This is a genomic window from Streptomyces sp. NPDC049577, assembly GCF_040675635.1.
Classification (GTDB): Bacteria; Actinomycetota; Actinomycetes; order Streptomycetales; family Streptomycetaceae; genus Streptomyces.
In genome coordinates, this window is the sequence record NZ_JBFAPH010000004.1 from 1 (window position 1) to 23,391 (window position 23,391).

General features: G+C 73.6%; 22 protein-coding genes and 1 tRNA gene. 12 read left to right on the plus strand and 11 right to left on the minus strand.

Annotation, left to right across the window (positions count from 1 at the left end; all coding sequences use genetic code 11):
• Together AB0K09_RS00960 and AB0K09_RS00965 are read right to left on the minus strand one after the other, a co-directional pair.
• Positions 1-645 (minus strand): P1 family peptidase (locus AB0K09_RS00960; RefSeq protein WP_366063052.1); only part of this gene is annotated, 645 nt, incomplete at its 3' end.
• A 42-nt stretch (positions 646-687) separates the two neighbouring features.
• The gene (locus AB0K09_RS00965) at positions 688-1,878 is read right to left on the minus strand and encodes a low temperature requirement protein A (RefSeq protein WP_366063053.1); all 1,191 of its coding nucleotides are present in this window, start codon (positions 1,876-1,878) and stop codon (positions 688-690) included.
• A 74-nt stretch (positions 1,879-1,952) separates the two neighbouring features.
• Here AB0K09_RS00965 and AB0K09_RS00970 point away from each other — a divergent pair, with 74 nt between their 5' ends.
• Positions 1,953-2,147, plus strand: coding sequence for a hypothetical protein (locus AB0K09_RS00970; protein WP_366063054.1), 195 nt, complete (start codon positions 1,953-1,955; stop codon positions 2,145-2,147).
• Positions 2,148-2,163: 16 nt separating this feature from the next.
• Here AB0K09_RS00970 and mscL read toward each other — a convergent pair whose 3' ends face one another.
• The 5 genes from mscL to AB0K09_RS00995 form a co-directional block, all read right to left on the minus strand.
• A complete protein-coding gene (gene mscL, locus AB0K09_RS00975) occupies positions 2,164-2,661 on the minus strand; it encodes a large conductance mechanosensitive channel protein MscL (RefSeq protein ID WP_366063055.1) in 498 nt (165 codons plus the stop codon).
• A 77-nt stretch (positions 2,662-2,738) separates the two neighbouring features.
• Positions 2,739-3,566 (minus strand): S-methyl-5'-thioadenosine phosphorylase, encoded by an 828-nt coding sequence (locus tag AB0K09_RS00980; RefSeq protein ID WP_366063109.1) that lies wholly within the window; start codon positions 3,564-3,566, stop codon positions 2,739-2,741.
• A 153-nt stretch (positions 3,567-3,719) separates the two neighbouring features.
• On the minus strand, positions 3,720-4,025 hold the full coding sequence (locus tag AB0K09_RS00985; protein ID WP_366063056.1) for an FmdB family zinc ribbon protein: 306 nt from the start codon (positions 4,023-4,025) through the stop codon (positions 3,720-3,722).
• Positions 4,026-4,091: 66 nt separating this feature from the next.
• Positions 4,092-5,372: an MFS transporter gene (locus AB0K09_RS00990; RefSeq protein WP_366063057.1), complete on the minus strand. Its 1,281-nt coding sequence runs from the start codon at positions 5,370-5,372 to the stop codon at positions 4,092-4,094.
• Between the two features lie 215 nt (positions 5,373-5,587).
• Positions 5,588-7,153 carry a potassium/proton antiporter gene (locus AB0K09_RS00995; protein WP_366063110.1) on the minus strand — a complete coding sequence of 522 codons (1,566 nt, stop codon included), beginning with the start codon at positions 7,151-7,153 and terminating at the stop codon, positions 5,588-5,590.
• 213 nt (positions 7,154-7,366) lie between these two features.
• On the opposite strand from AB0K09_RS00995, the gene AB0K09_RS01000 reads away from it, so the two are divergent.
• The gene (locus AB0K09_RS01000; RefSeq protein WP_366063058.1) at positions 7,367-10,123 is read left to right on the plus strand and encodes a penicillin acylase family protein; all 2,757 of its coding nucleotides are present in this window, start codon (positions 7,367-7,369) and stop codon (positions 10,121-10,123) included.
• 319 nt (positions 10,124-10,442) lie between these two features.
• Here the strand turns inward: AB0K09_RS01000 and AB0K09_RS01005 are convergent, their stop codons facing one another.
• The gene (locus AB0K09_RS01005) at positions 10,443-11,039 is read right to left on the minus strand and encodes a 5-formyltetrahydrofolate cyclo-ligase (protein WP_366063059.1); all 597 of its coding nucleotides are present in this window, start codon (positions 11,037-11,039) and stop codon (positions 10,443-10,445) included.
• Positions 11,040-11,120: 81 nt separating this feature from the next.
• Here AB0K09_RS01005 and galU point away from each other — a divergent pair, with 81 nt between their 5' ends.
• The 7 genes from galU to AB0K09_RS01040 all read left to right on the plus strand — a co-directional run bounded on the left by galU (position 11,121) and on the right by AB0K09_RS01040 (position 16,470).
• The gene (gene galU, locus AB0K09_RS01010) at positions 11,121-12,023 is read left to right on the plus strand and encodes a UTP--glucose-1-phosphate uridylyltransferase GalU (protein WP_366063060.1); all 903 of its coding nucleotides are present in this window, start codon (positions 11,121-11,123) and stop codon (positions 12,021-12,023) included.
• Positions 12,024-12,036: 13 nt separating this feature from the next.
• The gene (glp, locus tag AB0K09_RS01015) at positions 12,037-13,386 is read left to right on the plus strand and encodes a gephyrin-like molybdotransferase Glp (protein ID WP_366063061.1); all 1,350 of its coding nucleotides are present in this window, start codon (positions 12,037-12,039) and stop codon (positions 13,384-13,386) included.
• 116 nt (positions 13,387-13,502) lie between these two features.
• Positions 13,503-14,006 carry a cyclic pyranopterin monophosphate synthase MoaC gene (moaC, locus tag AB0K09_RS01020; protein ID WP_366063062.1) on the plus strand — a complete coding sequence of 168 codons (504 nt, stop codon included), beginning with the start codon at positions 13,503-13,505 and terminating at the stop codon, positions 14,004-14,006.
• A complete protein-coding gene (locus AB0K09_RS01025; protein WP_366063063.1) occupies positions 14,003-14,536 on the plus strand; it encodes a MogA/MoaB family molybdenum cofactor biosynthesis protein in 534 nt (177 codons plus the stop codon). Before moaC ends, AB0K09_RS01025 begins: the two co-directional genes overlap by 4 nt.
• Complete coding sequence (locus AB0K09_RS01030; protein ID WP_366063111.1) at positions 14,533-15,150, plus strand: GNAT family protein; 618 nt, start codon at positions 14,533-14,535, stop codon at positions 15,148-15,150. Before AB0K09_RS01025 ends, AB0K09_RS01030 begins: the two co-directional genes overlap by 4 nt.
• A gap of 150 nt (positions 15,151-15,300) precedes the next feature.
• Complete coding sequence (locus AB0K09_RS01035) at positions 15,301-16,314, plus strand: hypothetical protein (protein WP_366063064.1); 1,014 nt, start codon at positions 15,301-15,303, stop codon at positions 16,312-16,314.
• A gap of 82 nt (positions 16,315-16,396) precedes the next feature.
• A tRNA-Ala gene (locus tag AB0K09_RS01040) sits at positions 16,397-16,470 on the plus strand.
• Between the two features lie 103 nt (positions 16,471-16,573).
• Here the strand turns inward: AB0K09_RS01040 and AB0K09_RS01045 are convergent.
• Positions 16,574-17,149, minus strand: coding sequence for a TetR family transcriptional regulator (locus tag AB0K09_RS01045; protein ID WP_366063065.1), 576 nt, complete (start codon positions 17,147-17,149; stop codon positions 16,574-16,576).
• A 114-nt stretch (positions 17,150-17,263) separates the two neighbouring features.
• Here AB0K09_RS01045 and AB0K09_RS01050 point away from each other — a divergent pair, with 114 nt between their 5' ends.
• Positions 17,264-17,848, plus strand: a complete 585-nt coding sequence (locus AB0K09_RS01050; RefSeq protein WP_366063066.1) for a dihydrofolate reductase family protein — start codon at positions 17,264-17,266, stop codon at positions 17,846-17,848.
• Positions 17,849-17,854: 6 nt separating this feature from the next.
• On the opposite strand, the gene AB0K09_RS01055 is transcribed toward AB0K09_RS01050, so the two are convergent.
• Complete coding sequence (locus tag AB0K09_RS01055; RefSeq protein ID WP_366063067.1) at positions 17,855-18,463, minus strand: TetR/AcrR family transcriptional regulator; 609 nt, start codon at positions 18,461-18,463, stop codon at positions 17,855-17,857.
• A gap of 123 nt (positions 18,464-18,586) precedes the next feature.
• Between AB0K09_RS01055 and AB0K09_RS01060 the strand changes: the two genes are divergently transcribed.
• Entirely contained in the window at positions 18,587-19,438 is an 852-nt protein-coding gene (locus tag AB0K09_RS01060) for an alpha/beta hydrolase (RefSeq protein WP_366063068.1), read from the plus strand.
• Between the two features lie 110 nt (positions 19,439-19,548).
• On the plus strand, positions 19,549-21,924 hold the full coding sequence (locus tag AB0K09_RS01065; protein ID WP_366063069.1) for a tetratricopeptide repeat protein: 2,376 nt from the start codon (positions 19,549-19,551) through the stop codon (positions 21,922-21,924).
• Between the two features lie 79 nt (positions 21,925-22,003).
• Here the strand turns inward: AB0K09_RS01065 and AB0K09_RS01070 are convergent, their stop codons facing one another.
• Positions 22,004-23,236, minus strand: a complete 1,233-nt coding sequence (locus AB0K09_RS01070) for a hypothetical protein (protein WP_366063070.1) — start codon at positions 23,234-23,236, stop codon at positions 22,004-22,006.
• Positions 23,237-23,391 lie beyond the last annotated feature (155 nt).

Here is a 23,391-nt window from a genome sequence, read left to right on the forward strand (position 1 = left end):
TGGACCGCGATCGCCTTCTGGAAGGCGTCCTCGATGGAGCATTCCTCCTCGGCGGCGATCGCGGTCGGCAGAGGCCACCGCTCCCGCCGCGTTGACGGCGGCGAGGGCGGCGACGGTGATACCCGACGGCAGGACCGTGCTCGCCGTACCGATCCCGCCCTTGAGGCCGCCGGCCACCGCGCCCGTGCCCGCGCCGACGTTGCCCTGCGCCACGGGCGCACCGCTCGGCGTACGGGCCGCCGCCTCGGCCGCCTCCCTGCCGAGCGCGGCGTCCGGGCGGGCCCGCCAGTCGCCGCCCCGGCCGAGGTCGAACAGCGCGGCCGCCGGGACGACGGGCACGACCTGCGCCGGGTCGGGGCCGACCCGGAAGCCGCGGCCCGCGTCCTCCAGCCAGGCCGCCACCCCCGAGGCCGCGTCCAGCCCGAAGGCGCTGCCGCCGGTGAGGACGACCGCCTCCACGCGCTGCACGAGGTTGCGCGCGTCGAGCGCGTCGGTCTCCCGGGTGCCGGGGCCGCCGCCCCGGACGTCCACGGCGGCGGTCGCGCCGCCGGGCTCGGTGAGGACGACGGTCGTACCGGTGAGGCCGCGCCGCGCGTGGCCCACGCGGAGGCCGGGAACGTCGGTGAGGGCGTCGTGGTGTGGCACGGGGGGCTCCTCCCCGGACCCGCCCCTTCCTCAAACCGGGCGCTACCCGGAACGTTCCGAAGCGGATCCCGCGAGGGAGACCCCCACCGCCACCGTCGCCGCCGCGACGAGCCCGGCGAGGAGTACCGCCGCGTCGCCGGCGAACGTGCAGGCCAGCACCGCCAGTGCCGAGACCGGCAAGGTCAGCTGCTGCGCCGGGCCCCGCTTGTAGTGGCGGGAGTGGACCAGCCACACCGAGAGCATGAACAGCGCCGTCGGCACCGTCACCGTCGAGGCCGCCCCCAGGGCGGAGATGTGCGCCTTGCCGGTGGCCTGTTCGATCGCCACCTCGATGCCCGCGCCGATCGCCGCCGCCGAGCCGAAGACGACGTAGTGGCCGTAGCCCCAGACGAACGCCTGCCGGTTGGAGGCCAGATGGAGGTGGATGGGCGCGGCGAAGTAGATCCAGTAGGCCGCGAAGATGAGCAGCAGGCCGCCGCCGGCGATCGGCAGCAGGCTGCCGACCGCCTCGTGCTCGTCGACGCCCGACTGCACGGCGACCGTGGCCGCCGCCACCGTCTCGCCGAGGACGATGATGAGGAAGAGGCCGTAGCGCTCGGCGATGTGGTGCGGATGCCAGCCGGTGGGGCGGCTCCGCTCGGCGTAGAGGGGGACGCTCACCTCGAGCAGCGCCATGCCGAGGAAGAGCCACGGCTTGGCGTGGCCCGGCAGGAACAGCAGGCCCAGCCAGCCGACCTGGCAGAGCGCCACCCCCGCCGCGTACCGCAGGGCCGTGCGCCGCTCGGGGCCGCGCGCGCTGTGGGCGGCCCGCAGCCACTGGGAGGTCATGGCCACCCGCATCACCAGGTAGCCGAACCAGATCACCCGGAAGTCGCCGCGGTCGAAGCCGCGCGGGATGCCCGCGGCCAGGATCAGCACCCCGGCGATCTGCACCAGGGTCACCACGCGGTAGAGGACGTCGTCGGTGTCGTAGGCGGAGGCGAACCAGGTGAAGTTCATCCACGCCAGCCAGACGGCGAAGAAGACCATCAGGTAGCCGACGACGCCGTGCCCCGTGTGGCCCTCGGCGAGCGCGTGCACCAACTGGCGGCCCGCCTGGGCCACTGCCACCACGAAGCACAGGTCGAAGAAGAGCTCCAGCGGGGTGGCGGTGCGGTGCTCCTCCGCCCGGCCGCGAGCGGTCATCGGGCGCAGCAGGCCCGGGCGCCGGGCGGGCGGCGGCTCCTCGCTCATAGGGCGATTGTCACCGCGGCCCCCGCGCTCCGCGCGCCGAAGGCTCCCGGGCACGCGGCCCGTACCCTGGAGGCATGAGCACCGCCCCCGAACCTGCCCGTCCGCCGCGCGACCCCGCCGCTGCCGCCGCGCTGATCTTCGACGATCCGCTGGCGCGGCCCTCCCGGGACGACACGGACCAGGGCTGGGGCGAGCGCCCCTCCGCCGGCGACGGCTCGGCCGCCGACCTGGCGCGCTTCCTGGACGAGAAGCCGCCCCACCACATCTGAGCGGCCGAGTGGGGCCCTACCTCTGGGCCGGGACCGAGTCCGTGCCCGGCCCGCGGCGCTGTTCGAGCAGCGTGTCGCGGATCTGCGCCAGCAGCTCGAGCTCCGTCTCGGCCGGTGCGGCCGGTTCGGTCGTCGTGCGGGAGCGGGCCGCCTGGCGCTCCTGCCAGCGCTTCATCGGCAGCAGCATCAGGAAGTAGACGACCGCGGCGGTGATCAAGAAGGTGAGCGAGGCGCTGAGCACCGCGCCCCACTGGATGTAGACGCCCTGCGTCACCTCCCCGGTCGCCTTGCGGGTGCAGGGGCCCTTGAGGCACGCGGCGTAGCGGTCGAGGTCACTGGTGCCGAAGGCGCCGACGATCGGGTTGATCACGCCCTTGACCACGGAGTTCACGATGTTGGTGAACGCCGCGCCGATGACGACCGCGACCGCGAGATCGACGACGTTCCCCCGCATCAGGAACGCCTTGAAGCCGCCGAGGACCCCTGTTTTCTTCCCGCTCGCCGAATCGCTCACCGGACAACCTCTCTGCATGTGTGGCGGAATGGACGGTTCCATACCGTATCGCCACAAACGGCCGCCCGGCTCACGGCCTACGGGAGCTCGATACCCAGCTCCCACCCGTCGTGCACCCGCGTGCACAGACAGTCCCGGTCCTCGGTCTTCGGCAGCGCGGCGACCACGTCGAACAGCACCTCGCGCAGCCGCCCGATGTTCTCGCCGAAGACCCGCAGCACCTCGGCGTGCGAGACGCCCTCGCCCGTCTCCACCCCGGCGTCCAGGTCCGTGACCAAGGACAGCGAGGTGTAGCAGAGCTCCAGCTCGCGGGCCAGGACGGCCTCCGGGTGGCCGGTCATACCGATCACCGACCAGCCCTGGGCGGAGTGCCAGTGCGATTCGGCGCGGGTCGAGAAGCGCGGGCCCTCGATGACGACCATCGTCCCGCCGTCCACCGGCTCCCAGTCGCGTCCGCGCGCCGCCGCCACGGCCACCGCGCGCCCGGCCGGGCAGTAGGGGTCGGCGAAGGTGGTGTGCACGACGTTCGGCACCGCGCCGTCGCCCCGGGGGACGCCGTCGAAGTAGGTCTGGACGCGCGTCCTCGTACGGTCCACGAGCTGGTCCGGCACGAGCAGCGTGCCCGGCCCGTACTCCGGCCGGAGACCGCCCACCGCGCACGGGCCCAGCACCTGCCGTACGCCGGCGGCGCGCAGCGCCCACAGGTTGGCGCGGTAGTTGATGCGGTGCGGCGGCAGCACATGGCCGCGGCCGTGCCGGGGGAGGAACGCGACCCGGCGGCCGGCCAGTTCGCCGATGAAGAGGGAGTCGCTGGGGTCGCCGTAGGGCGTGGTCACGCGGACCTCGGTGACGTCCTCCAGGAAGGAGTAGAACCCCGATCCGCCGATGACGCCTATGTCGGCCATGCCGGCCGTCCCGGCCGTGTCCGCCGTCTGCGCGATGCTGGTGTCGACCATGCGCTCACCCTAACCGCGCCCCGCGCACGACGGCGCCCGCCGTCTCACCGGTGGGACCGGAGGGACGGCGGACGCCGTTGTTCGAAAAACTGCGGGAGTGTGTCAGGCAGCCGTGGAGCTCGACGAGCCCGCCGAGGACGACGACGAAGAAGAAGCCGTCGAGGACGAGGCCGGGGACGCCGAGGACGAGGTCGTCGACGAGGCCTTCGCCGGGCTGCTGCTGGACGACGCGCCACGGCTGTCGTTCCGGTAGAAGCCGGAGCCCTTGAAGACGATGCCGACTGCCGAGAACACCTTCTTGAGGCGTCCGTCGCACTGCGGGCACACCGTCAGGGCGTCATCGGTGAACTTCTGCACCGCTTCGAGGCCCTCGCCGCACTCGGTGCACTGGTACTGGTAAGTCGGCACGTGATCCTCCTGGCACTCTCACTCAATGAGTGCTAACGACGCTCAATAGTGCAGTATTCCGGTCCGTCAGTCCACCGGAACGGGCTCACGGTGACCGACCCCACGTGCCGCGACGACCGACTCGCCCTTCGGCGTCAGCGCCTTGCGCAGGGCCAGCAGGACCACCAGCGCCAGGGCCGTACCGCCCAGCGGCACCAGGAAGCCGGTGCTCGCGCCGTGGGCGTCGATCAGGCGGCCGCCCACGGTGGCGCCGGCGGCCTGGCCCAGGCCGACCGCGCCGGTCAGCCAGGTGAAGGCCTCGGTCCGGGCGCCCGCCGGGACCAGCTTCTCGACCAGCGTGTAGCCGGTGATCAGCGAGGGCGCGATGCACAGGCCCACGGCCAGGCCCGCGGCGCCCAGCAGCGGCAGCGCGTCCGCGGCCCACAGCGGGGTGGTGGCCAGGACCAGCAGCGGGTAGGCGATCAGCAGCCGGCGCTGCGCGCTGATCTTCCAGGCGACGGCACCGCAGACGATGCCCGCGATCATGTTCCCGGCCGCGAAGGTTCCGTACATCAGACCGTTGAGGCCGGGCTCGCCGAGCTCCTTGGTGAAGGCGGTCATCGAGACCTGCATGCCGCCGAAGACCGTGCCGATGCCGAGCATCGTGACCGCCAGCACCCGCACGCCCGGAACGGACAGCGCGGAGACGCCCTTGGCCCCGCCGGCGGCGGCCGCAGCGCCCGCGGCCGCGGGCTGCGTGCGCCGCTGCGTGGCGAACAGCAGACCGCCGACCAGCGTCAGAGCCGCCTCGGCGACCAGACCGGCCGCCGGGTGGACCCCGGTGCACAGCGCGGTGGCCAGCACCGGGCCGATCACGAACGTGAACTCGTCGGTGACCGACTCGAAGGCGGCCGCCGTCGGCATCAGCGGCGAGCCGTCCAGCCTGGCCGCCCAGCGGGCCCGGACCATCGGGCCGATCTGCGGGGTCGACGCACCGGCCGGCACGGCCGCCGCGAGCAGCGCCCACAGGGGCGCGTGCGACAGCGCGAGCGTCGTCAGCAGCGAGATCGCGGCCGCGTGCACGACAACGCCGGGCATGAGCACGGCGGCCTGTCCGAAGCGGTCCGCGAGCTTGCCGCTCAGCGGGGCGAACAGGGCCATGGCCACACCCGCGGTCGCCGAGACGGTGCCCGCGGTGCCGTACGAGCCGGTGGTGTCGTTGACCAGCAGCAGGATGCCGATCGTCAGCATCGCGAAGGGCTGCCGGGCAAGGAAGCCGGGGAGCAGGAACGTCCATGCGCCGCGGGTACGCAGCAGGCTGCCGTATCCGGGTCGTGCCCCGGCGGGGTCGTGGTGGGTCTCCGCCACGGCCTGGGCCTTTCCGCCGCCTGGTAGCAACGCCCCCTACGCGTACGTACGCACGGAGCGCGCCGAGAGCTGTCCTCTCGCGCAGGACCGTGGTAGATACCGTTCCGGCCGCCTCGTGCGGCCGCGGCCGCCGTGCGGTCGCGCCAGCCCTGCATCAGGCAGAGTTGGTTCGATTACAGGATGAAAATGGATCGCAAGCCGGTCGATGACCCGGCTTACTTCCTCCTTATCATACCGGTCGCTTTCGCCCACGCTGTCGCCTTGGTCACATCCGGCCCGCCAATCCCGCGCGGCACCGCGTGCGGAGTGCCCAGCCAGCCCGCCAGCTTGCCGCCCTCGCCGACCGCCCGCAGCCGCCGCTCCGCCGCGTCCCGCACCGGGTCCGTGGCGACGACCAGCAGCTCGTCGCCGTGCCGCAGCACGGTCGAGGGCCCGGGCACGAAGCTCGTGCCGTCCCGGACGACCAGGGTGACCGCGGCCCCGGCCGGCAGCCGGAGCTCGGAGACCTCCACGCCGTGCATCCGTGAGCCCTCCGGGATGGAGACCGACAGCAGATGCCCGCGCAGCCGCTCCAGCGGGGCGGACTCGATGCCCAGGTCCTCCGCCTCGTTGTCACCCAGGTCCAGCCGGCCGGCGAGCCAGGGCAGGGTCGGCCCCTGCACCAGCGTGTAGACGATCACCAGCACGAAGACGATGTTGAAGATCCGGCGGCTGTCGGTCACGCCCGAGACCATCGGGATGGTGGCCAGCACGATGGGCACCGCGCCGCGCAGCCCCGCCCAGGACAGCAGCGTCTTCTCCCGCCAGGGCGTGCGGAACGGCGCCGTCGACACCAGCACGGACAGCGGCCGGGCCACGACCGTCAGCACCAGGCCCACGACCAGCGCGGGCAGGATGTCGCCGCCCAGCTCGTGCGGGGTGACCAGCAGGCCCAGCAGGATGAACAGCCCGATCTGGGCGATCCAGCCCAGCCCCTCCGCGAAGCCCCGGGTGGCCGGCCAGTGCGGCAGCTTGGCGTTGCCGAGGATCAGCGCGGCCAGATAGACGGCCAGGAAGCCCGAGCCGTGGGCGAGCGCGCCGCCCGCGTAGGCGACGGTCGCGATGGCCATCACGGCGATCGGGTAGAGACCGGAGGCCGGCAGCGCCACGTGCCGCAGCGTCAGCGCGCCCAGCGCGCCGATGGTCAGGCCGACGGCCGCGCCGATGGCCAGCTCCAGGGCGATCTCGCCGAGCAGCAGGTACCAGTGCTCGACGGGACCGGCGGCCGAGAAGGCGACGACCAGGATGACGACGGGGGCGTCGTTGAACCCGGACTCGGCCTCCAGCACACCGGTGAGCCGGGAGGGCAGCGGAACGTTTCGCAGCACGGAGAAGACCGCCGCCGCGTCCGTCGAGGACACCACCGCGCCGATGATCAGGGACTGCCGCCAGTCGATGCCCGCCAGGTAGTGCGCCGCCGCCGCGGTGACGCCCACGCTCACGGCGACACCGACCGTGGAGAGCACGGCGGCGCTGGGCAGGGCGGGTTTGATCTCCTGCCACTTGGTGCCGAGACCACCCTCGGCCAGGATCACGACCAGGGCCGCGTACCCGATGACCTGGGTGAGACCGACGTCGTTGAAGGAGACGCCGATGCCGTCCTGGCCGATGGCGACGCCGATGCCGAGATAGACGAGCAGGCTCGGCAGCCCGCTGCGCGACGAGACGCGCACCGCCGCCACCGCGACGAGCAGGACGAGCGAGCAGACGAGCAGGAGTTCGTTGAGGTGCTGGACAGTCAGGGGCCGGTCCCTTCACGAGGTGGTGCCACGGTCGGTTCGTCGGTCTCTCGTACCCGCCGGTACTGATACCGGCGGTTAGTTCATTTCCTCATCTAATATTTTACGGGTTCTTGACGCCCGGCCCTTCATCGACGGCCGCGTCCGGGCCCCGGTGGCCCTGCGCCTATGGTTGCTTCAGCACTCCAGGACCACCCTGCCCCTCTAAGGACAGCGATGCCCGCCAACAAATCCGGCCCCGGCAAGAAGAAGGGGCGACGCGCCCGCCTGCTCGTGATCGGCTTCGTGCTGCTGCTGGTGGCGGGTGTCGCCTTCGGCGCGTACTGGAGCGTGAGCACCGTACGGGCCTCCTTCCCGCAGACGAGCGGCAGCCTGAAGCTCAAGGGTCTGTCAGGTCCCGTGAAGGTGGCGCGCGACGACCACGGCATCCCGCAGGTCTACGCGGACAACCCCGAGGACCTCTTCCGCGCGCAGGGCTTCGTCCAGGCCCAGGACCGCTTCTGGGAGATGGACGTGCGCCGGCACGTGACGGCCGGCCGGCTCTCCGAGATGTTCGGTGACGGCCAGGTCGAGACCGACGCCTTCCTGCGCACCCTGGGCTGGCGCCGCGTCGCGCAGCAGGAGTACGACACCAAGCTGTCGGCGACCACCAAGAAGTACCTCCAGGCGTACGCCGACGGCGTCAACGCCTACCTCGCCGACCACCAGGGCAAGTCGCTGTCCGTCGAGTACGCGGCCCTGGCCTTCGAGAACGACTACAAGCCCGAGAAGTGGACCCCGGTCGACTCCGTGGCCTGGCTCAAGGCCATGGCCTGGGACCTGCGCGGCAACATGCGGGACGAGATCGACCGCTCGCTCGCCTCGACCCGGCTGAGCCCCGCTCAGATCGAGCAGCTCTACCCGCCGTACCCGTACGAACGGAACAAGCCGATCGTCGAGGGCGGCGCCGTCGACGCGACCGGCAAGACCTTCGACCCCAAGGGCACGCCGAGCGAGCGCAAGCCGGGCACGGGCGCGGCCGCCACGGCCGGCGGCGCCTCCGCCGCCACCGGGCTGCGCACCGGCCTCTCGGCCCTCTCCAGCAGCATCGAGAAGGTGCCCGCGCTGATGGGCCCGAGCGGCAACGGCATCGGCTCCAACTCCTGGGTCGTCTCCGGCCAGTACACGACCACCGGCAAGCCGCTGCTCGCCAACGACCCGCACCTCGCGCCGCAGATGCCCTCGCTCTGGTACCAGATGGGCCTGCACTGCAACCAGGTCGGCCCGCAGTGCCCGTTCGACGTGGCCGGCTACTCCTTCGCCGGCATGCCGGGCGTGGTCATCGGCCACAACCAGGACATCGCCTGGGGCATGACCAACCTGGGCGCCGACGTCTCCGACCTGTACCTGGAGAAGGTCACCGCCGACGGCTACCTCTACGACGGCAAGCAGGTCCCCTTCACCACCCGCAAGGAGACCATCAAGGTCGCGGGCGGCTCCAGCCGCGAGTTCACCATCCGCGAGACCAACAACGGCCCGATCGTCTCCGACCGCAACGACGAGCTCGTCAAGGTCGGCGAGAAGGCCCCGGTCAAGGACCCGGCGCCGGACCGCGGTGACGGCTACGCCGTCTCCCTGCGCTGGACGGCCCTGATGCCGGGCAAGACCATGGACGCCGTCTTCGCGCTGGACCAGGCGACCGACTTCGCGTCCTTCCGCAAGGCCGCCGCGCAGTTCGAGGTGCCCTCGCAGAACCTGATCTACGCCGACACCAAGGGCAACATCGGCTACCAGGCGCCCGGCATGATCCCGGTCCGGGGCAAGGGCGACGGCCGCTACCCGGCACCCGGCTGGGACCCGGCCTACCAGTGGAAGAGCTGGATCCCGCAGTCCGAGCTGCCCTGGGACTACAACCCCAAGCGCGGCTACATCGTCACCGCCAACCAGGCCGTCGCCGACAAGAACTACCCCGACCTGCTGACCGACGACTGGGGCTACGGCACCCGCAGCCAGCGCATCAACGAGCTGATCCAGTCGAAGATCAAGGACGGCGGCAAGATCTCGACGGACGACATGCAGAAGATGCAGATGGACAACAGCAGCGAGATCGGCAAGCTGCTGACGCCCTACCTGCTCAAGATCGACCTCAAGGGTCCGAACGAGCGCGAGACCAAGTACCTGCGCGAGGCCCAGAACCTGCTGAAGGACTGGGACTACACCCAGGAGGCCGACTCCCCGGCCGCCGCGTACTTCAACGCGGTCTGGCGCAACACCCTCAAGCTGGCCTTCGGCAACAAGCTGCCCAAGGAGCTGCGCGTCAAGGGCCAGTGCCTGCGGGTCCGCCCGGCCGACAGCTCCGGCCCGCAGGAGGACCTCAACGGCAACACCCGCCTCGTCATGGAGTGCGGCGAGCGCGACGCGGACGCGGCCCAGCCGGACGGCGGCGACCGCTGGTCCGAGGTGGTCCGCTCCATCCTGAACAAGCCCGACAGCGAGTGGTGGAAGACCACCGGCACCCGCGCCAACCCCGGCGCCGCCAACCGCGACGAGCTGCTGGCCCGCGCCATGAAGGACGCGCGCTGGGAGCTGACCTCCAAGCTCGGCAAGGACGTCAACTCCTGGAGCTGGGGCCGGCTGCACCAGCTGACGCTGAAGAACCAGACCCTCGGCAAGGAGGGCCCCGGCATCGTCCAGTGGATGCTCAACCGCGGCCCCTGGAACCTCGCCGGCGGCGAGGCGGCGGTCAACGCGGCCGGCTGGAACGCGGCGGGCGGCTACGACGTGGTCTGGGTGCCGTCGATGCGGATGGTCGTCAACCTCGGCGACCTCGACAAGTCCCGCTGGATCAACCTCACGGGCGCCTCGGGCCACGCGTACGCCGCGCACTACTACGACCAGACGGACCTGTGGGCGAAGGGGGAGCTCCTGCCGTGGGCTTTCAGCCCGAATGCGGTGAAGAAGGCTACGGGGGATGAGCTGACCCTGAAGCCGTAGCGCTCCGCGCGGCCCCGACGACAACCGAGAAGTGCCCGGCATGACGCATGCCGGGCACTTCTTCTGCGCCGCGACGGCGATCGGTCACCGGCGGGGTGCCGGTGGTTGCGGTCCGGGCCGGGCCCGGTGCTGTTGCGGCGTGACGCATGCCGGGCACTCCTTCTCCGCCGCGACGGTGATCGGCCATCGGCGGGGTGTCCGGCGGTGCCGTTCCGGCGGGGGCGCCGGTGGTTGTGGTCCGGGCCGGGCCCGGTCCGGTACCGCCGGGCTGCGCCGCGGTGGCCGCTCGCCGTCGCGGCGGCGGGAGCGGGCGGTGGGCCTAGGCGCAGCCGAAGCGGTGGACGGCCGTCGGGGTGATCGCCGCCTGGACCGGGTGGTCATGGGGTTCCTTCGGGAGCCGCGGGAGCAGCTCGTTGTCGTAGAGGAGGACCACGAGCGCCGGGTCCGCCCCTGCGCGGCCCAGGCGGGCGAGGACGCGGTCGTAGGAGCCGCCGCCGCGGCCCAGGCGCGTGCCGCGGGCGTCCACGGCCAGGCCCGGCAGCAGGACGACGTCCGCGCCGGTCACCGCCTCGGGGCCGAGCCGCTCGCCGTCGGGCTCCAGCAGGCCCCGGGAGGCCCGTACGAGGTGGTCGGGGCCCCGGTAGAGGCCCCAGTCGAGATCATTGTCGGAAAGCAGTACCGGCAGCAGGACCCGCACGCCCCGCGCGCGCAGCGCGTCAAGGAGCGCGCGCGTACCCGGCTCGCGCCCCACGGAGACGTACGCGGCCACCGTCCGGGCCTTCGCCAGCTCGGGGAGATCAAGGGCCCGGTGCCCGAGCGCGGCCTCGTACTTCTGGATTTCGTCCGAGGTCAACGCCGATCTCATCGCCAGGAGGGATCGCCGCAATTCCGGTTTTCCATCGTCATATGTGATCATTGTTCGGAGAAACTCCTTGTATGGGGTCATAATCGGCGGAGCCTCATCTTCCGATCAAACTCAACGGATAGTGTTCGGCCCATGACTCAAGCGCGCCCTCGGATCACCAAGGCTGTCATCCCCGCCGCGGGGCTCGGCACCCGTTTCCTCCCGGCCACCAAGGCCACGCCCAAGGAGATGCTGCCGGTCGTCGACAAGCCGGCGATCCAATACGTGGTGGAGGAGGCGGTGCACGCGGGGCTGTCCGACGTCCTGATGATCACCGGGCGGAACAAGCGGCCCCTCGAGGACCACTTCGACCGCAACTACGAGCTGGAGGAGGCCCTCCGGCGCAAGGGCGACGAGTCCCGGCTGGCCAAGGTCCAGGAGTCCAGTGACCTGGCCACCATGCACTACGTGCGCCAGGGCGACCCGCGCGGCCTCGGGCACGCCGTGCTGTGCGCCGCCCCGCACGTGGGCGACGAGCCCTTCGCGGTGCTGCTCGGCGACGACCTGATCGACGAGCGCGATCCGCTGCTCTCCCGCATGGTCGACATCCAGCGGCTGCACGGCGGCAGCGTGATCGCGCTGATGGAGGTCGACCCCTCCCAGGTCGGGCTGTACGGCTGCGCGGCCGTCAAGCCCACCGAGACCGAGGGTGTCGTCCAGGTCACCGGCCTGGTCGAGAAGCCCGAGCCCGCCGAGGCGCCCAGCAACTACGCGGTGATCGGCCGCTATGTCCTCGACCCGGCGATCTTCGACGTGCTGCGCGAGACCGAGCCCGGCCGGGGCGGCGAGATCCAGCTGACCGACGCCCTCCAGGCGCTCGCGGCCGAGCCCGCCCTCGGCGGCCCGGTGCACGGCGTGGTCTTCACGGGCCGCCGGTACGACACCGGGGACCGCGGTGACTATCTGCGTGCCATTGTCAGACTGGCATGCGAACGTGAGGACCTGGGACCCGACTTCCGGGCCTGGCTCCGCAGTTACGTCACCGAGGAGATGTAGCGCCTTGACGCCCTTGAGCAGCGCCGCGGCCTCCGCCGCGGGTGCCGGCCCGGACCTTGCCGCCGACCGGCTGTGGAGCGTGGACGAGCACGTGTCCGACATCCTCGGGCAGATCCGCCCGCTGGACCCCATCGAGCTGCAACTCCTCGACGCCCAGGGCTGCGTGCTGGTCGAGGACGTCACGGTTCCCGCGGCCCTTCCGCCCTTCGACAACAGCTCCATGGACGGCTACGCGGTGCGCGTGGCCGATGTGGAGGGGGCCGGCCCGAAGTTCCCGGCCGTGCTCGAGGTGGTCGGCGAGGCCGCGGCGGGCAGCGGCGAGCTGCCGGCCGTCGGCCCCGGTCAGGCCGTCCGGATCATGACGGGCGCGCCCCTGCCGCCGGGTGCCGAGGCCGTCGTGCCCGTCGAGTGGACCGACGGCGGGCTGGGCGGCGGCCCGGCCACCACCATGGCCGCCAGCGCCACCGCCACCGCCACCGCCACCGCGACCGGCGCCACCGGCGAGGTCCGGATCCACCGCCCCGTCTCCGCCCGCGAGCACGTCCGCGCCCGCGGCAGCGACGTCGCCGCCGGCGAGCTGGCCCTGGCCGCCGGCACCGTGCTGGGCCCCGCCCACATCGGGCTGCTGGCCGCCATCGGCCGTCCCTCCGTCACCGTCCGCCCGCGCCCGCGCGTGGTCGTCGTCTCCACCGGCGCCGAGCTCGTCCCGCCCGGCGAGGCCCTCGGCCCCGGGCTCATCCACGACTCCAACAGCTTCATGCTCACCGCCTGCGCCCGCGACGCCGGAGCCCTCGCCTACCGCGTCGGCGCCGTCGGGGACGACGCCGCCGAGCTGCGCGCCACCCTGGAGGACCAGCTGGTGCGCGCCGACGTCCTGGTCACCAGCGGCGGCGTCAGCGTCGGCGCGTACGACGTGGTCAAGGAGGCGCTCTCCGGGCTCAGCGGGGCCGAGGGCAGTGTCGACTTCCGTCGGCTGGCCATGCAGCCGGGCAAGCCCCAGGGCTTCGGCCGCCTCGGCCGCGACCGCGTCCCCCTCTTCGCCCTGCCCGGCAACCCGGTCAGCGCCTACGTCTCCTTCGAGCTCTTCGTCCGGCCCGCCCTGCGCGCGCTGATGGGCCTGGAGCCGGTGGACCGGCCGACGGTCCGCGCGGTGTGCGCCGACGCCATCGCCTCGTCCCCCAAGGGCCGCCGCCAGTTCCTGCGCGGCAGCCACGACCCGGGGACCGGCGAGGTCCGCACGGTCGGCGGCGCGGGCTCCCACCTGGTCAAGGCCCTGGCCGACGCCAACGCGCTGATCGTCGTCCCCGAGGACACCACCGCCGTGCCGGCCGGCACCGAGGTGGACGTCGTCCTGCTCGGCTGACCGGTGCGGCCGGCCCCCGTCCGGCCGCCATCCGGCCTCCTCCGGCCGGTCCTGTCCGACCGGCCGCCGGGGCGGGCCGGTACGGTGTCTGCCCACAGGACCGGACCGGGAGAACGATGAGCAGCGCCGCCCACGACCCGCAGGCCCCCCAGGGCCGTCTCACCCACCTCGACGACGCGGGCGCGGCCCGCATGGTCGACGTCTCCGCCAAGGACGTCACCACCCGCACCGCCCGCGCCGCGGGGCGGGTACTCGTCAGCCCGCGCGTGGTGGAGCTGCTGCGCGGCGAGGGAGTCCCCAAGGGCGACGTCCTCGCCACCGCCCGCATCGCCGGGATCATGGCCGCCAAGCGCACGCCCGACCTGATCCCGCTGTGCCACCCGCTGGCGCTCTCGGGCGTCACGGTCGACCTCGCCGTCGCCGACGACGCCGTCGAGATCGTCGCGACCGTCCGGACGAACGACCGCACCGGCGTCGAGATGGAGGCCCTGACGGCCGTGAGCGCCGCCGCGCTGACCGTCGTCGACATGATCAAGGCCGTCGACAAGGGCGCGGTGATCACCGGCATCCGGGTCGAGGAGAAGACCGGGGGCAAGTCGGGACCCTGGAGCCGCTCATGAAGCCGGCCGGGCGCGTCCTCGTCGTCACCGCCTCCAACCGCGCCGCCGCCGGCGTCTACGCGGACAAGGGCGGCCCCCTGATCGTCGCCGGGCTGGAAGCCCTCGGCTTCGCCGTCGACGGGCCGCGCGTGGTCCCCGACGGCGACCCCGTGGAGGCGGCCCTGCGCCGGGCCGTCACGGAGGAGTACGACGTCGTCGTCACCACCGGTGGCACGGGCATCTCGCCCACCGACCGGACCCCCGAGGCCACGCGCCGCGTGATCGACCGCGAGGTCCCCGGCATCGCGGAGGCCATCCGCGCGGAGGGCCTCGCCAAGGTGCCCACCGCCGCGCTCTCCCGGGGGCTCGCGGGGGTGGCCGGCCGCACGCTGATCGTGAACCTGCCGGGTTCCACCGGCGGCGTCCGGGACGGGCTCGCCGTCCTGGAGCGGCTGCTGGCGCACGCCGTCGACCAGCTGCGCGGCGGTGACCATCCGGGACCGGATGCCGGGGGAAGCCCGGAGGCCGGCAGCGGGGGAGGCGCGCGCTGAACGCCACGTGGCCGGTCGAGCTGGCGGACGGCGATGTCGCCCTGCGCCCCATAAGGCTGCGCGACCAGCGCGCCTGGCGGGAGGTCAACCGGCGCAACCGCGACTGGCTGCGCCCGTGGGAGGCCACCATCCCCCCGCCGCCGCCCGGCGGCCCCGTCACCCAGCGGCCCACGTACCGGCAGATGGTCCGCCATCTGCGCGCCGAGGCGCACGCCGGCCGGATGCTGCCGTTCGTGATCGAGTACCAGGGCCGGCTGGCCGGCCAGCTGACCGTCGCGGGGATCACCTGGGGCTCGATGTGCTCCGCCCACATCGGCTACTGGGTGGACGAGGCCGTCGCCGGCCGGGGCGTCATGCCGACCGCCGTGGCCCTCGCGACCGACCACTGCTTCCGCACGGTCGGACTGCACCGCGTCGAGGTGTGCATCCGGCCGGAGAACGCGCCCAGCCGCCGTGTCGTGGAGAAGCTCGGATTCCGCGAGGAGGGGCTGCGCCCCCGCTATCTGCACATCGACGGTGCGTGGCGCGACCACCTGGTCTACGCGCTGACCGCGGAGGAGGTGCCCGAGGGCATGCTGGCCCGCTGGCACGCCGTGCGCCGGACCTCGAAATAAAATAAACGTTCGAAATCAACTGTCAATTGACGGTAATCCGACAGTTCCCGAGCCAACAATCACAAAAAAAGTTCGAGATATCAGCCGGATCGTGCGACACACCGCGCCAATTGGCGGAATCCGCTGCGCGTACCCCTCTACGGTGTGAAGGTGAGCAGCAGCGGCCTGATCTACGCAGTCATCGTCGGAGCCTGGGCCGCCTACTTGGTGCCGATGTGGCTCCGTAGGCAGGACGAGCTCAACGAGGCCCGTCCGACGGAACGCTTCAGCACGGCCATCCGGTTGCTGTCCGGACGGGCGGGCATGGAGCGTCGTTACGCGCGGGATCTCGAGAAGGACCTCGGGAAGGACCTGGGCGGGCGTGCCTCCGGCGGCGAGACGGCCGAGGCGGCGGCCCCCGACGGCGTCGCGGAACCGGAGTTCCGCGCGTCCGAGCCGGACGCGGTGACCGATAAGGTCGCCGCCCGGCCCTCCGGCGCGCCCGCGTCCTCCGCGGCCGCGCAGACGGCCGCCGAGCGCGCCCGGCGCTCGAAGGTCCTCGCCCGCCGCCGGCGCACCACCGTGCTGCTCTTCCTCGCCTTCACCGTCGGCGCGATCGTCGCCGGCGTCGGCGGCCTGGAGTTCCTCTGGGCCCCGGCCGTCCCGGCGGTGCTGCTCAGCGCGTACATCGTCTACCTGCGGCTCCAGGAGCGGCGCCGGTTCGCCTTCACCATGGACCAGCGCCGCGCCGAACTGGCCGCCCAGCGGCTGCGCGAGGGCCGCGGCCGCCCTCACCAGGCGGCGTCCGACGACCCGGCCGCCGCTGACACCGTCATCCACCCCGCCCCGACTCCGCCGCCCTCGGCGCAGAGCGCGGAGCGCCGCGCGCTCGTCGAGCAGACCGATCACGCCGAGTGGGTCGACCAGCAGCGCGACCGCGGCGCGGGCGAGGGCTGGGAGCCCGTGCCCGTCCCGCTGCCGACGTACGTCTCCGCCCCGGTCGCCCCGCGTGGCGGCGGCTCGGCCGGTATCGGCGGCGCGGATGCCTGGAGCGCCGCCCGCTCCAGCCCGGCCGAGCCGGCGGCCGATCGCCGCCGCCCCCGCCGGCGTTCCCGGGAGCGCGGCCACACCCCGCTCTTCGACCAGTACGCCGACGAGGACCGCCCCCGCGCCGCCAACGAGTGACCTGGGCCACGCCCGCACTGACCAGCGGCGAACCGGATTTCCGAGCACCCGGACGGAGGTGCTAGAGTTTCACTCGTTGCAAGGGCCTGTGGCGCAGTCCGGTAGCGCACCTCGTTCGCATCGAGGGGGTCAGGGGTTCAAATCCCCTCAGGTCCACAGCAATGAGATCCCGTCCGATCCTTATGGGTCGGGCGGGATCTTTCTTTTTCCTGTCGCGCGCCAACCTTCCTTGCGGGCGCCCCGGTTCGCGGGGCCCGGCTCACCGCTCCGGGACGATGCGGGTGACCACCGTCTCCACCAGCCGGTCGAGCTCGGTGTCGGACAGCACCTCAGGCAGCGTGAAGTGCTCCAGCAGCAGGCCGGTCATGGCGAGATAGAGGACGAGCACCGTGTCCGCGTCGCCGGGCAGTCCGGCCTCCAGGTGGAAGTGGACGCTCGCCTCGAGTTCGGCGCGGACGGCGCGGTTGAGTTCCGCCTGGAGGGCCGGGCGGCGGGTGGCCTCCAGGCGGAGTTCCAGCATGGCGAGATAGCCGGTGCGTTCGGCGGCCATGCGGCGGACGAGCCAGCGCATGAGATCGGTGACCAGCTCGCGGGAGGGCGCCGGCCGCATCGCCTCGCCGACGCGGGCGGGGTCGGGGGTCATGCGGACGTGGATCCGGGCGCCCGCCTGGGTGAAGAGGTCGTCGCGGCTGGCGAAGTAGTTGGAGGCCGTGCCGACCGGGACGCCCGCCTGGGTGTCCACGGCGCGGAAGGTGAGCCCGCGGGCCCCCTCGCGCGCGAGCACCTCGATGGCGGCGTCGACGAGCGCCGTTCTGCGTTCCGGGTTTCTGGCCATCCGTCTGTCCTCCACGAAAAGGGTGTGCAACCACTACGGTTGAAGCACTATAGATGAAGTGGTTGACCGGCTGCCCGCGGTCGCCAACGGCCGTCTACGGAAACGAGGATCCTCTTGCGCAAGCTCACCTACTTCGTCGCCTGCTCGATCGACGGCTTCATCGGCGACCCGCAGGGTGACGCGACATCCATGTTCCGCTTCGCGGACGAGGAGTTCATCGGCTTCCTTGCCTCGGAGTACCCCGAGACGATCTCCGCCGAGGGCCGGACCGCGCTCGGTCTGACGGACCTGGAGAACCGCCGCTTCGACACGGTCGTCCAGGGCCGGGGCAGCTACCAGCTCGCCCTGGACGTCAGCATCACCAGCCCGTACGCACACCTGCGCGAATACGTCGCGACGCGGAGCCTGGGCGCGTCGCCCGATCCGAACGTCACGCTGATCGGCGAGGACGTGGTCGGCGCGGTGCGCGCGCTGAAGGCGGAGGACAGCGAGCTCGGCATCTGGCTGTGCGGCGGCTCGCAGCTCGCGGGCGAGTTGCTGGACGAGGTCGACGAGCTGGTCATCAAGACCTACCCGCTGGTCTACGGCTCGGGCATGCCGATGTTCGGCGCGGACTTCGCGGTCACGGAGTTCTCGCTGGACGGGCTGCGGGCCTTCGGCAACGGAGTGATCGTCAGGACGTACGTCCGCGAGCGGTAGTTGCGGTCACCGGGCGGGTGGGGCGGACCGGCGCGCCGCCTGGTCGACCCCTTCCATCAGCAGCGACACGAGATGCCCGGCGAAGTCCCCGGCCATCGGCCCGCGCCGCACCAGCGCCCGTATCCACAGCGCTCCGGCCATCGCGTCGACCAGCGGCGCCGGGTCGAACTCCGCGGGCAGCTCGCCGCGCCGCACGGCCCGCTCGAAGATCGGCTGGTGCCGGCCGAACCGGTCGTCGAGGAACGAGATCACCATCTCGCGCATCGCCTCATGGCGCACCGCGCCGACCAGCGCGGCCTCCACGACCGTCCGGCTGCGGTCCTCGGTCAGCAGCGCCTGCACCCGGGCGGCCAGATCCGCGAGGTCGCCGCGGAGGTTCCCGGTGTCGGCGATCTCGAAGTGCAGGGTCCGCGAGTGCAGCAGGGCGTCGCGCAGCAGCTCGGACTTCGAGGGCCACCAGCGGTAGATGGTCGTCTTGTTGACGCCGGACGCCTGGGCCACGCCCTCGATCGTCAGCCCGTCGTAGCCGTGGCCGGCCAGCAGGTCGAGGGTCGCCGCGAAGATCTCCGCCTTGCGCCTCGGCCCGCCCTCGCCGGTGGACCGCTTGGTTGCCATCGCCGTCTCTCCTCTCCGTTCCCGCGCGGGTCGCCCGCGCGGTCTTCCAGATTCTCGCGGGCGGGCGTAGAATGCAACGCAACGTTGCGTTGCATTCGCTGGATGTGGGGGGACGGGGGAGCGATGGTTCAGCATCGGCATCAGCAGGCGTACGAGCTCGTGCCGGACGCGGGGGAGGCCGGGGTCTGGCGGGCGGGGCCCGATGACGGCGTCCCCCTGGTCCTGGTGCACGGCATCCGCCTCTCCGCCCGCATGTGGGGCCCGCATGTGGCCCGGCTGGCTCCCCGGTTCCGGGTCACCGCTCCCGATCTGCCGGGCCACGGCGCGCTGAGCGAGCGGCGCTTCAGCCTGGAGGAGGCGGTCGAGCGGGTCGACGCGGCGGTCGCCGAGGCCACGGCCGCCACCGGCCGCAGGCCCCTGCTCGCCGGCACCTCCCTGGGCGGGTACGTGGCGCTCGCCTACGGCGCCGAGCACCCCGAGCGCGTCGCCGCCCTGCTGGTCAACGGCGCGACCAGCCGCCCCGACCGGCTCACCAGGGCGGTCTACCGGACGGCCGCCCGCGCCACCGCCGCGCTCGGGCCCGAGCGCGCCGACCGCTTCAACGCCTGGGTCCTGCGGCACCGGCTGCCCCCGGAGAGCCATCGGGCGGTCATGGCGGGCGGCATGGCCCTGCGGTCCGTCACGGACGTCGTGCGGGACCTGACCCGCCGCGACTTCCTGGCCGTGGCCGCCCGCTGCCGGGCTCCCCTGCTGCTGGTCAACGGCCGGGACGACCGGCTCTTCCGCTCCCAGGAGCGGGCGTTCCTGCGGGCGGCGGGCAGGGCCTCGCCGTACGTCCGGCTGTTCCACGTGGACGGACCGCACATCCTCGCCCTCACCGACCCCGCCGCCTTCGCCCGGGTGCTCCTCATCGGCTACGAGCACCTCTCCCGCGCCGTGCCCGAGGCGTTCGCCCTCCCCGGGGAGGCGGCATGACGGCGGCGCGAAGGGATCGGTTTTCGGCCGGGCGCGGCCGTTCCGGACCTGTCTCGGCCGCGATCTTCCCGCTAGCGTTACGCGGAAACGGCATCAGGGGGGAGCAGCCTGTGGATCCGTTCACCACCTCGGCGGTGCTGGCGGCAGTCGACACCGCGACCACGGGCGCGCTGTCGGGGGCCGCGCAGGAGATGGGACGGCGCAGCGCGGAGGCGCTGGCCGGGTTCCTCCGGCGGATGCGGGGCCGCGACGCGGAAGCGGGCGAGCCGGCGGCAGTCGGCGAACCCGCAGCGCCCGTCGGCGAGGACGAGCGGCGCGCCCTGGCCGAACGGCTCGTGGAGCACGCCCGCCGCGAGCCCGGCTTCGCCCGCGAACTGGCCGGATGGCTGCGCGAGACCGGCCGGCTCGGGCCGCACGCCCCGCAGGCCGTGGCGCCCGCGGCCTCCCGCCCGAGGCTGCTGCCGCCGGTGACCGCCGCCTTCACCGACCGCGAGAGCATCCTGGCAGAGATCACCGCACTGCTCACGGCGGACCGCCCCGCCGGCGCACCGGCGATCGCCCTGCTGCACGGCCCGGCCGGCATCGGCAAGAGCGAGACGGCGGCGCACTGCGCGCACACGCTCAAGGAGCGCTTCCCGGACGCCCAGTTGTACATCGACCTCGCGGGCGACTCCTCCCAGGACGCCGCCGGGCCCTCCGCCGTGCTCACCGAGTTCCTCGGCTGGCTCGGCGTCCCCGGCGCTGACATCCCGCCCACACGGGAGCGGCAGACGGCGCTCTACCGTTCCCGCACGGCCGGCCTGCGGACGGTCGTCGTCCTCGACAACGCCCACGGCTACCCCCAGATCGCCCCGCTGCTGGCCGGCGGCACCGACTCGCTCGTCATCGTCACCAGCCGCCGGCCGATCCCCGAACTCGTGCACAGGCACGGCGCCCTGCCCCTGCGCGTCGGCCCGCTGTCCACCGCGGACTCGCTCCGGCTGCTCGCCCGGATCGCCGGCGCCGACCGCGTCGCCCGGCGGCGGACGAGCGCCGAGGCCGTCGTCGAACGCTGCGGCGGGGTCCCGCTCGCGCTCGCCGAGGTGGCGGCCCTCGCCGCCCTCCGCGAGGACGGCGCCGGGCTGGAGACGGTCGCCGGCGAACTCGCCGCGAGCCGACGGGAACAGGAGACGGACGGCCCCGTCGAGCGGACCACCGACCTCGCCTACCGCGCCCTCGCCCCCGCGACCGCCCGCCTCTACCGGCTGCTGGGCGTGCGCCGCACGGCCGTCACCGTCGCGCACGCCGCCGCGGCGGCCGGCATCGCGAACGACGAGGCCCGCGCCCGCCTGCGCGAACTCGCCGCCGCCGGTCTGCTGCGGGAGGCGGGCGACGACCGCTACCGCGTCCACGACGCCGTACGCCGCCACGCCCGCCTGCGCGCCCGCGCCGAGGACGGCCACGCCGCGATCGCGGACGCCGTGCGCCGCACGGTCGAACGGCAGCTGGACGCCGCGGCCGCCGCCGACTTCCTCGCCATGCCGCTGCGCTGGCGCCTCGGCCCCGCCTACCGGGAGCTGAGCCGCCCGGCCGACTGGACGCCCGCGCACGCCCGCCGGGCCCTGGCCGAGCTGCGGCGCGAGCGCGAGAACCTCGCCGAGGCCGTCCGGGCCGCCGGGGAGTACGGCTTCGACGACCTCGTCTGGCAGTTGTGCGAGGCGATGTGGGCCCTGCACCTGATGCTCGGCTTCCACCAGCAGTGGGTGGACACCCACCGCCGCGGCGTCGCCGCCGCCCGCCGCGAGGCCGCCCGGACGGGCGACCGCCGGCCCGAGGCCCGGACGCTGGTCCAGCTCGCCTTCGCCCACCTCGGGCTCGGGCAGTACGCCGAGGCCGAGGAGGCGCTGGCCGAGGCGGCCGCGGCGGACGAGAGCGCCGGTCACCGCCGGGGCCGGGCCACCGCCGTCGAGACCCTCGGCCTCGTACGGCTCCGGCAGTGGCGCTACGCCGAGGCCGAGGACTGCTTCCGCACCGCCCAGGACGTCCTCCGGGAGATCGAGCCGGACGAGGACGGCGCGGAGGACGTGCCGCGCGCCCTCGCCCTGCTGGAACGGCACATCGCCCGCGCCCTCGCCGGACAGGACCGGTACGCGGCGGCCGAGGCGCAGTTCGACCGGGCTCTGATACGGATCCGCGCCCTGCCCGGCGCCGACCCCCACAACGAGGGCCGCGTCCACATGAACCTCGGCGAGATGCGGCTGCGCGCCGGCGACCCGGGCGCGGCCCGCGCGTCCCTCGCCGACGCCTTCACCGCCATGCGCGCGGGCGGTGCCGGGCTGCTGCAGGCGGACGCCGCCGAGATGTGCGCCCGCTGCGCACGCGCGCTCGGCGACGCGGCGGAGGAGGAGCGGTGGCTGCGCGAGGCCCGCTCGCTCTACGAGGAGTCGGAGGTGTGGTCGGGCGTGGCCCGGGTGGACGCCCAGCTCGCCGAACTCGCCGGGGACTGACGCGCTGTGGCCTCCTCCGGCGGGTCGTGGCCGAGGCGCCGGTCGCCGTGTTCGCGGATGCGGATCCGCCGGGCAGGCGCTATGGCGTCGCGGCCGGGGTGACCGTGATCCGGTGCCGGGACGTCCCGGTGACGACCGTCATGCCGTCGCCGGTCTCCGGCAGTGCCTTGCCGGCGGCCAGCCACGCGTGGAGCGCGGACGCGTAGGCCGCCGGGTCGCACAGGTCCGGCCGGCCGTCGGGGCCGGGCGCGGCGGAGAGGACAAGCAGATCGCCGGCGCGGGTGCGGACCGTGCAGCGGTCCGGCCCGGTGACATACGCGGCGAGCCCGCAGTACGGGTGGCGTTCGAGCACCTCGGCCGTCCACGCGGCGGGCGGGCCCGTGCGGGGGTCGTCGGCCGCGCCGTAGCGGACGATGACGTCGGCGACGTCCAGCCGGCCGGTGTCCCGGGTGTCCTCGTGCACGAGCGTGTGGGCGCCGTCGGCGTCCGGGCCCTCCGGCTCGTGCGCGGCGTCCGGGTAGCGGGTGACGGCGACCTCGGGCGGGTCGCCGCTGACCAGCCGGGACAGGACGCGCACGGGCGCGGTGCGCTCGACGGGTTCGAACGCGGGCAGCGGCAGCCGGTCCAGCAGGGCGGGGCGGTCGGCGGGCTCGGGGATGCCGATGAGGTCGTAGCAGAGGCGGCGCAGGAGCGCGGCGGACCGGCCGGGGGAGGAACTCGTCTGCTCGGCCAGGGCGGCGTGGTCGCGGGGGTCGTGGGCCGCGATGACGTCCTCGATCCGCCGCCGCGGGTCGTCGCCGGGGCGCAGCCGCGGCGCGGTGCGGCCCAGGGCGGCGACGGGCGAGTGCGGGTCGAGGGCGTCGTGGGGGAAGGCGGCGAGCAGTACGGGCGTGCCGACGGCGGCGGCGTAGTAGGTGACGCTGCCGTGGTCGCCGATGAGGCAGTCCGCGGCGATCAGCGCCTGCCGCCAGGCGTCGAGGGGGTGCACGAGCGTGAGCCCGGCCCGCCGGGCCCGGTCGAGCCAGGCCCGCACCTGGCCGGGCCCGTGCCCGTACCAGATGTTGGGGTGCAGGACGGCGACGGTGCGGTACTCGTCGGCGGGGAGTTCGGAGAGCAGGCGGGGGAGCAGCCAGGAGGCCGGGTCGTCGGTACCCGTGGCGCCGCCCGCGTCACCGAGGAGGGAGCGCGCCGACCAGGTGGAGTTGAGGACGATCAGACGCTGGCCGGGCGCGACGCCCAGGGCCCGGCGGAAGCGGTCACGGTGGGGCAGGGCGGCGAGGATGCGGTCGTAGCAGGGATCCCCGGCGAGCACGGCGGTCGGGGCGGCCTCCGGGCAGGCGGCGGCGAGGCGTTGGAGCTGCTCGGGGTGGGAGAGGACCGTCGCGGTGGCGAGGGGGCGCCCCTCGTGCAGCAGCCAGTCGGGCGCGAGGCCGAAGACGGGCTCCGGGCTCCGGGCTCCGGGCTCCG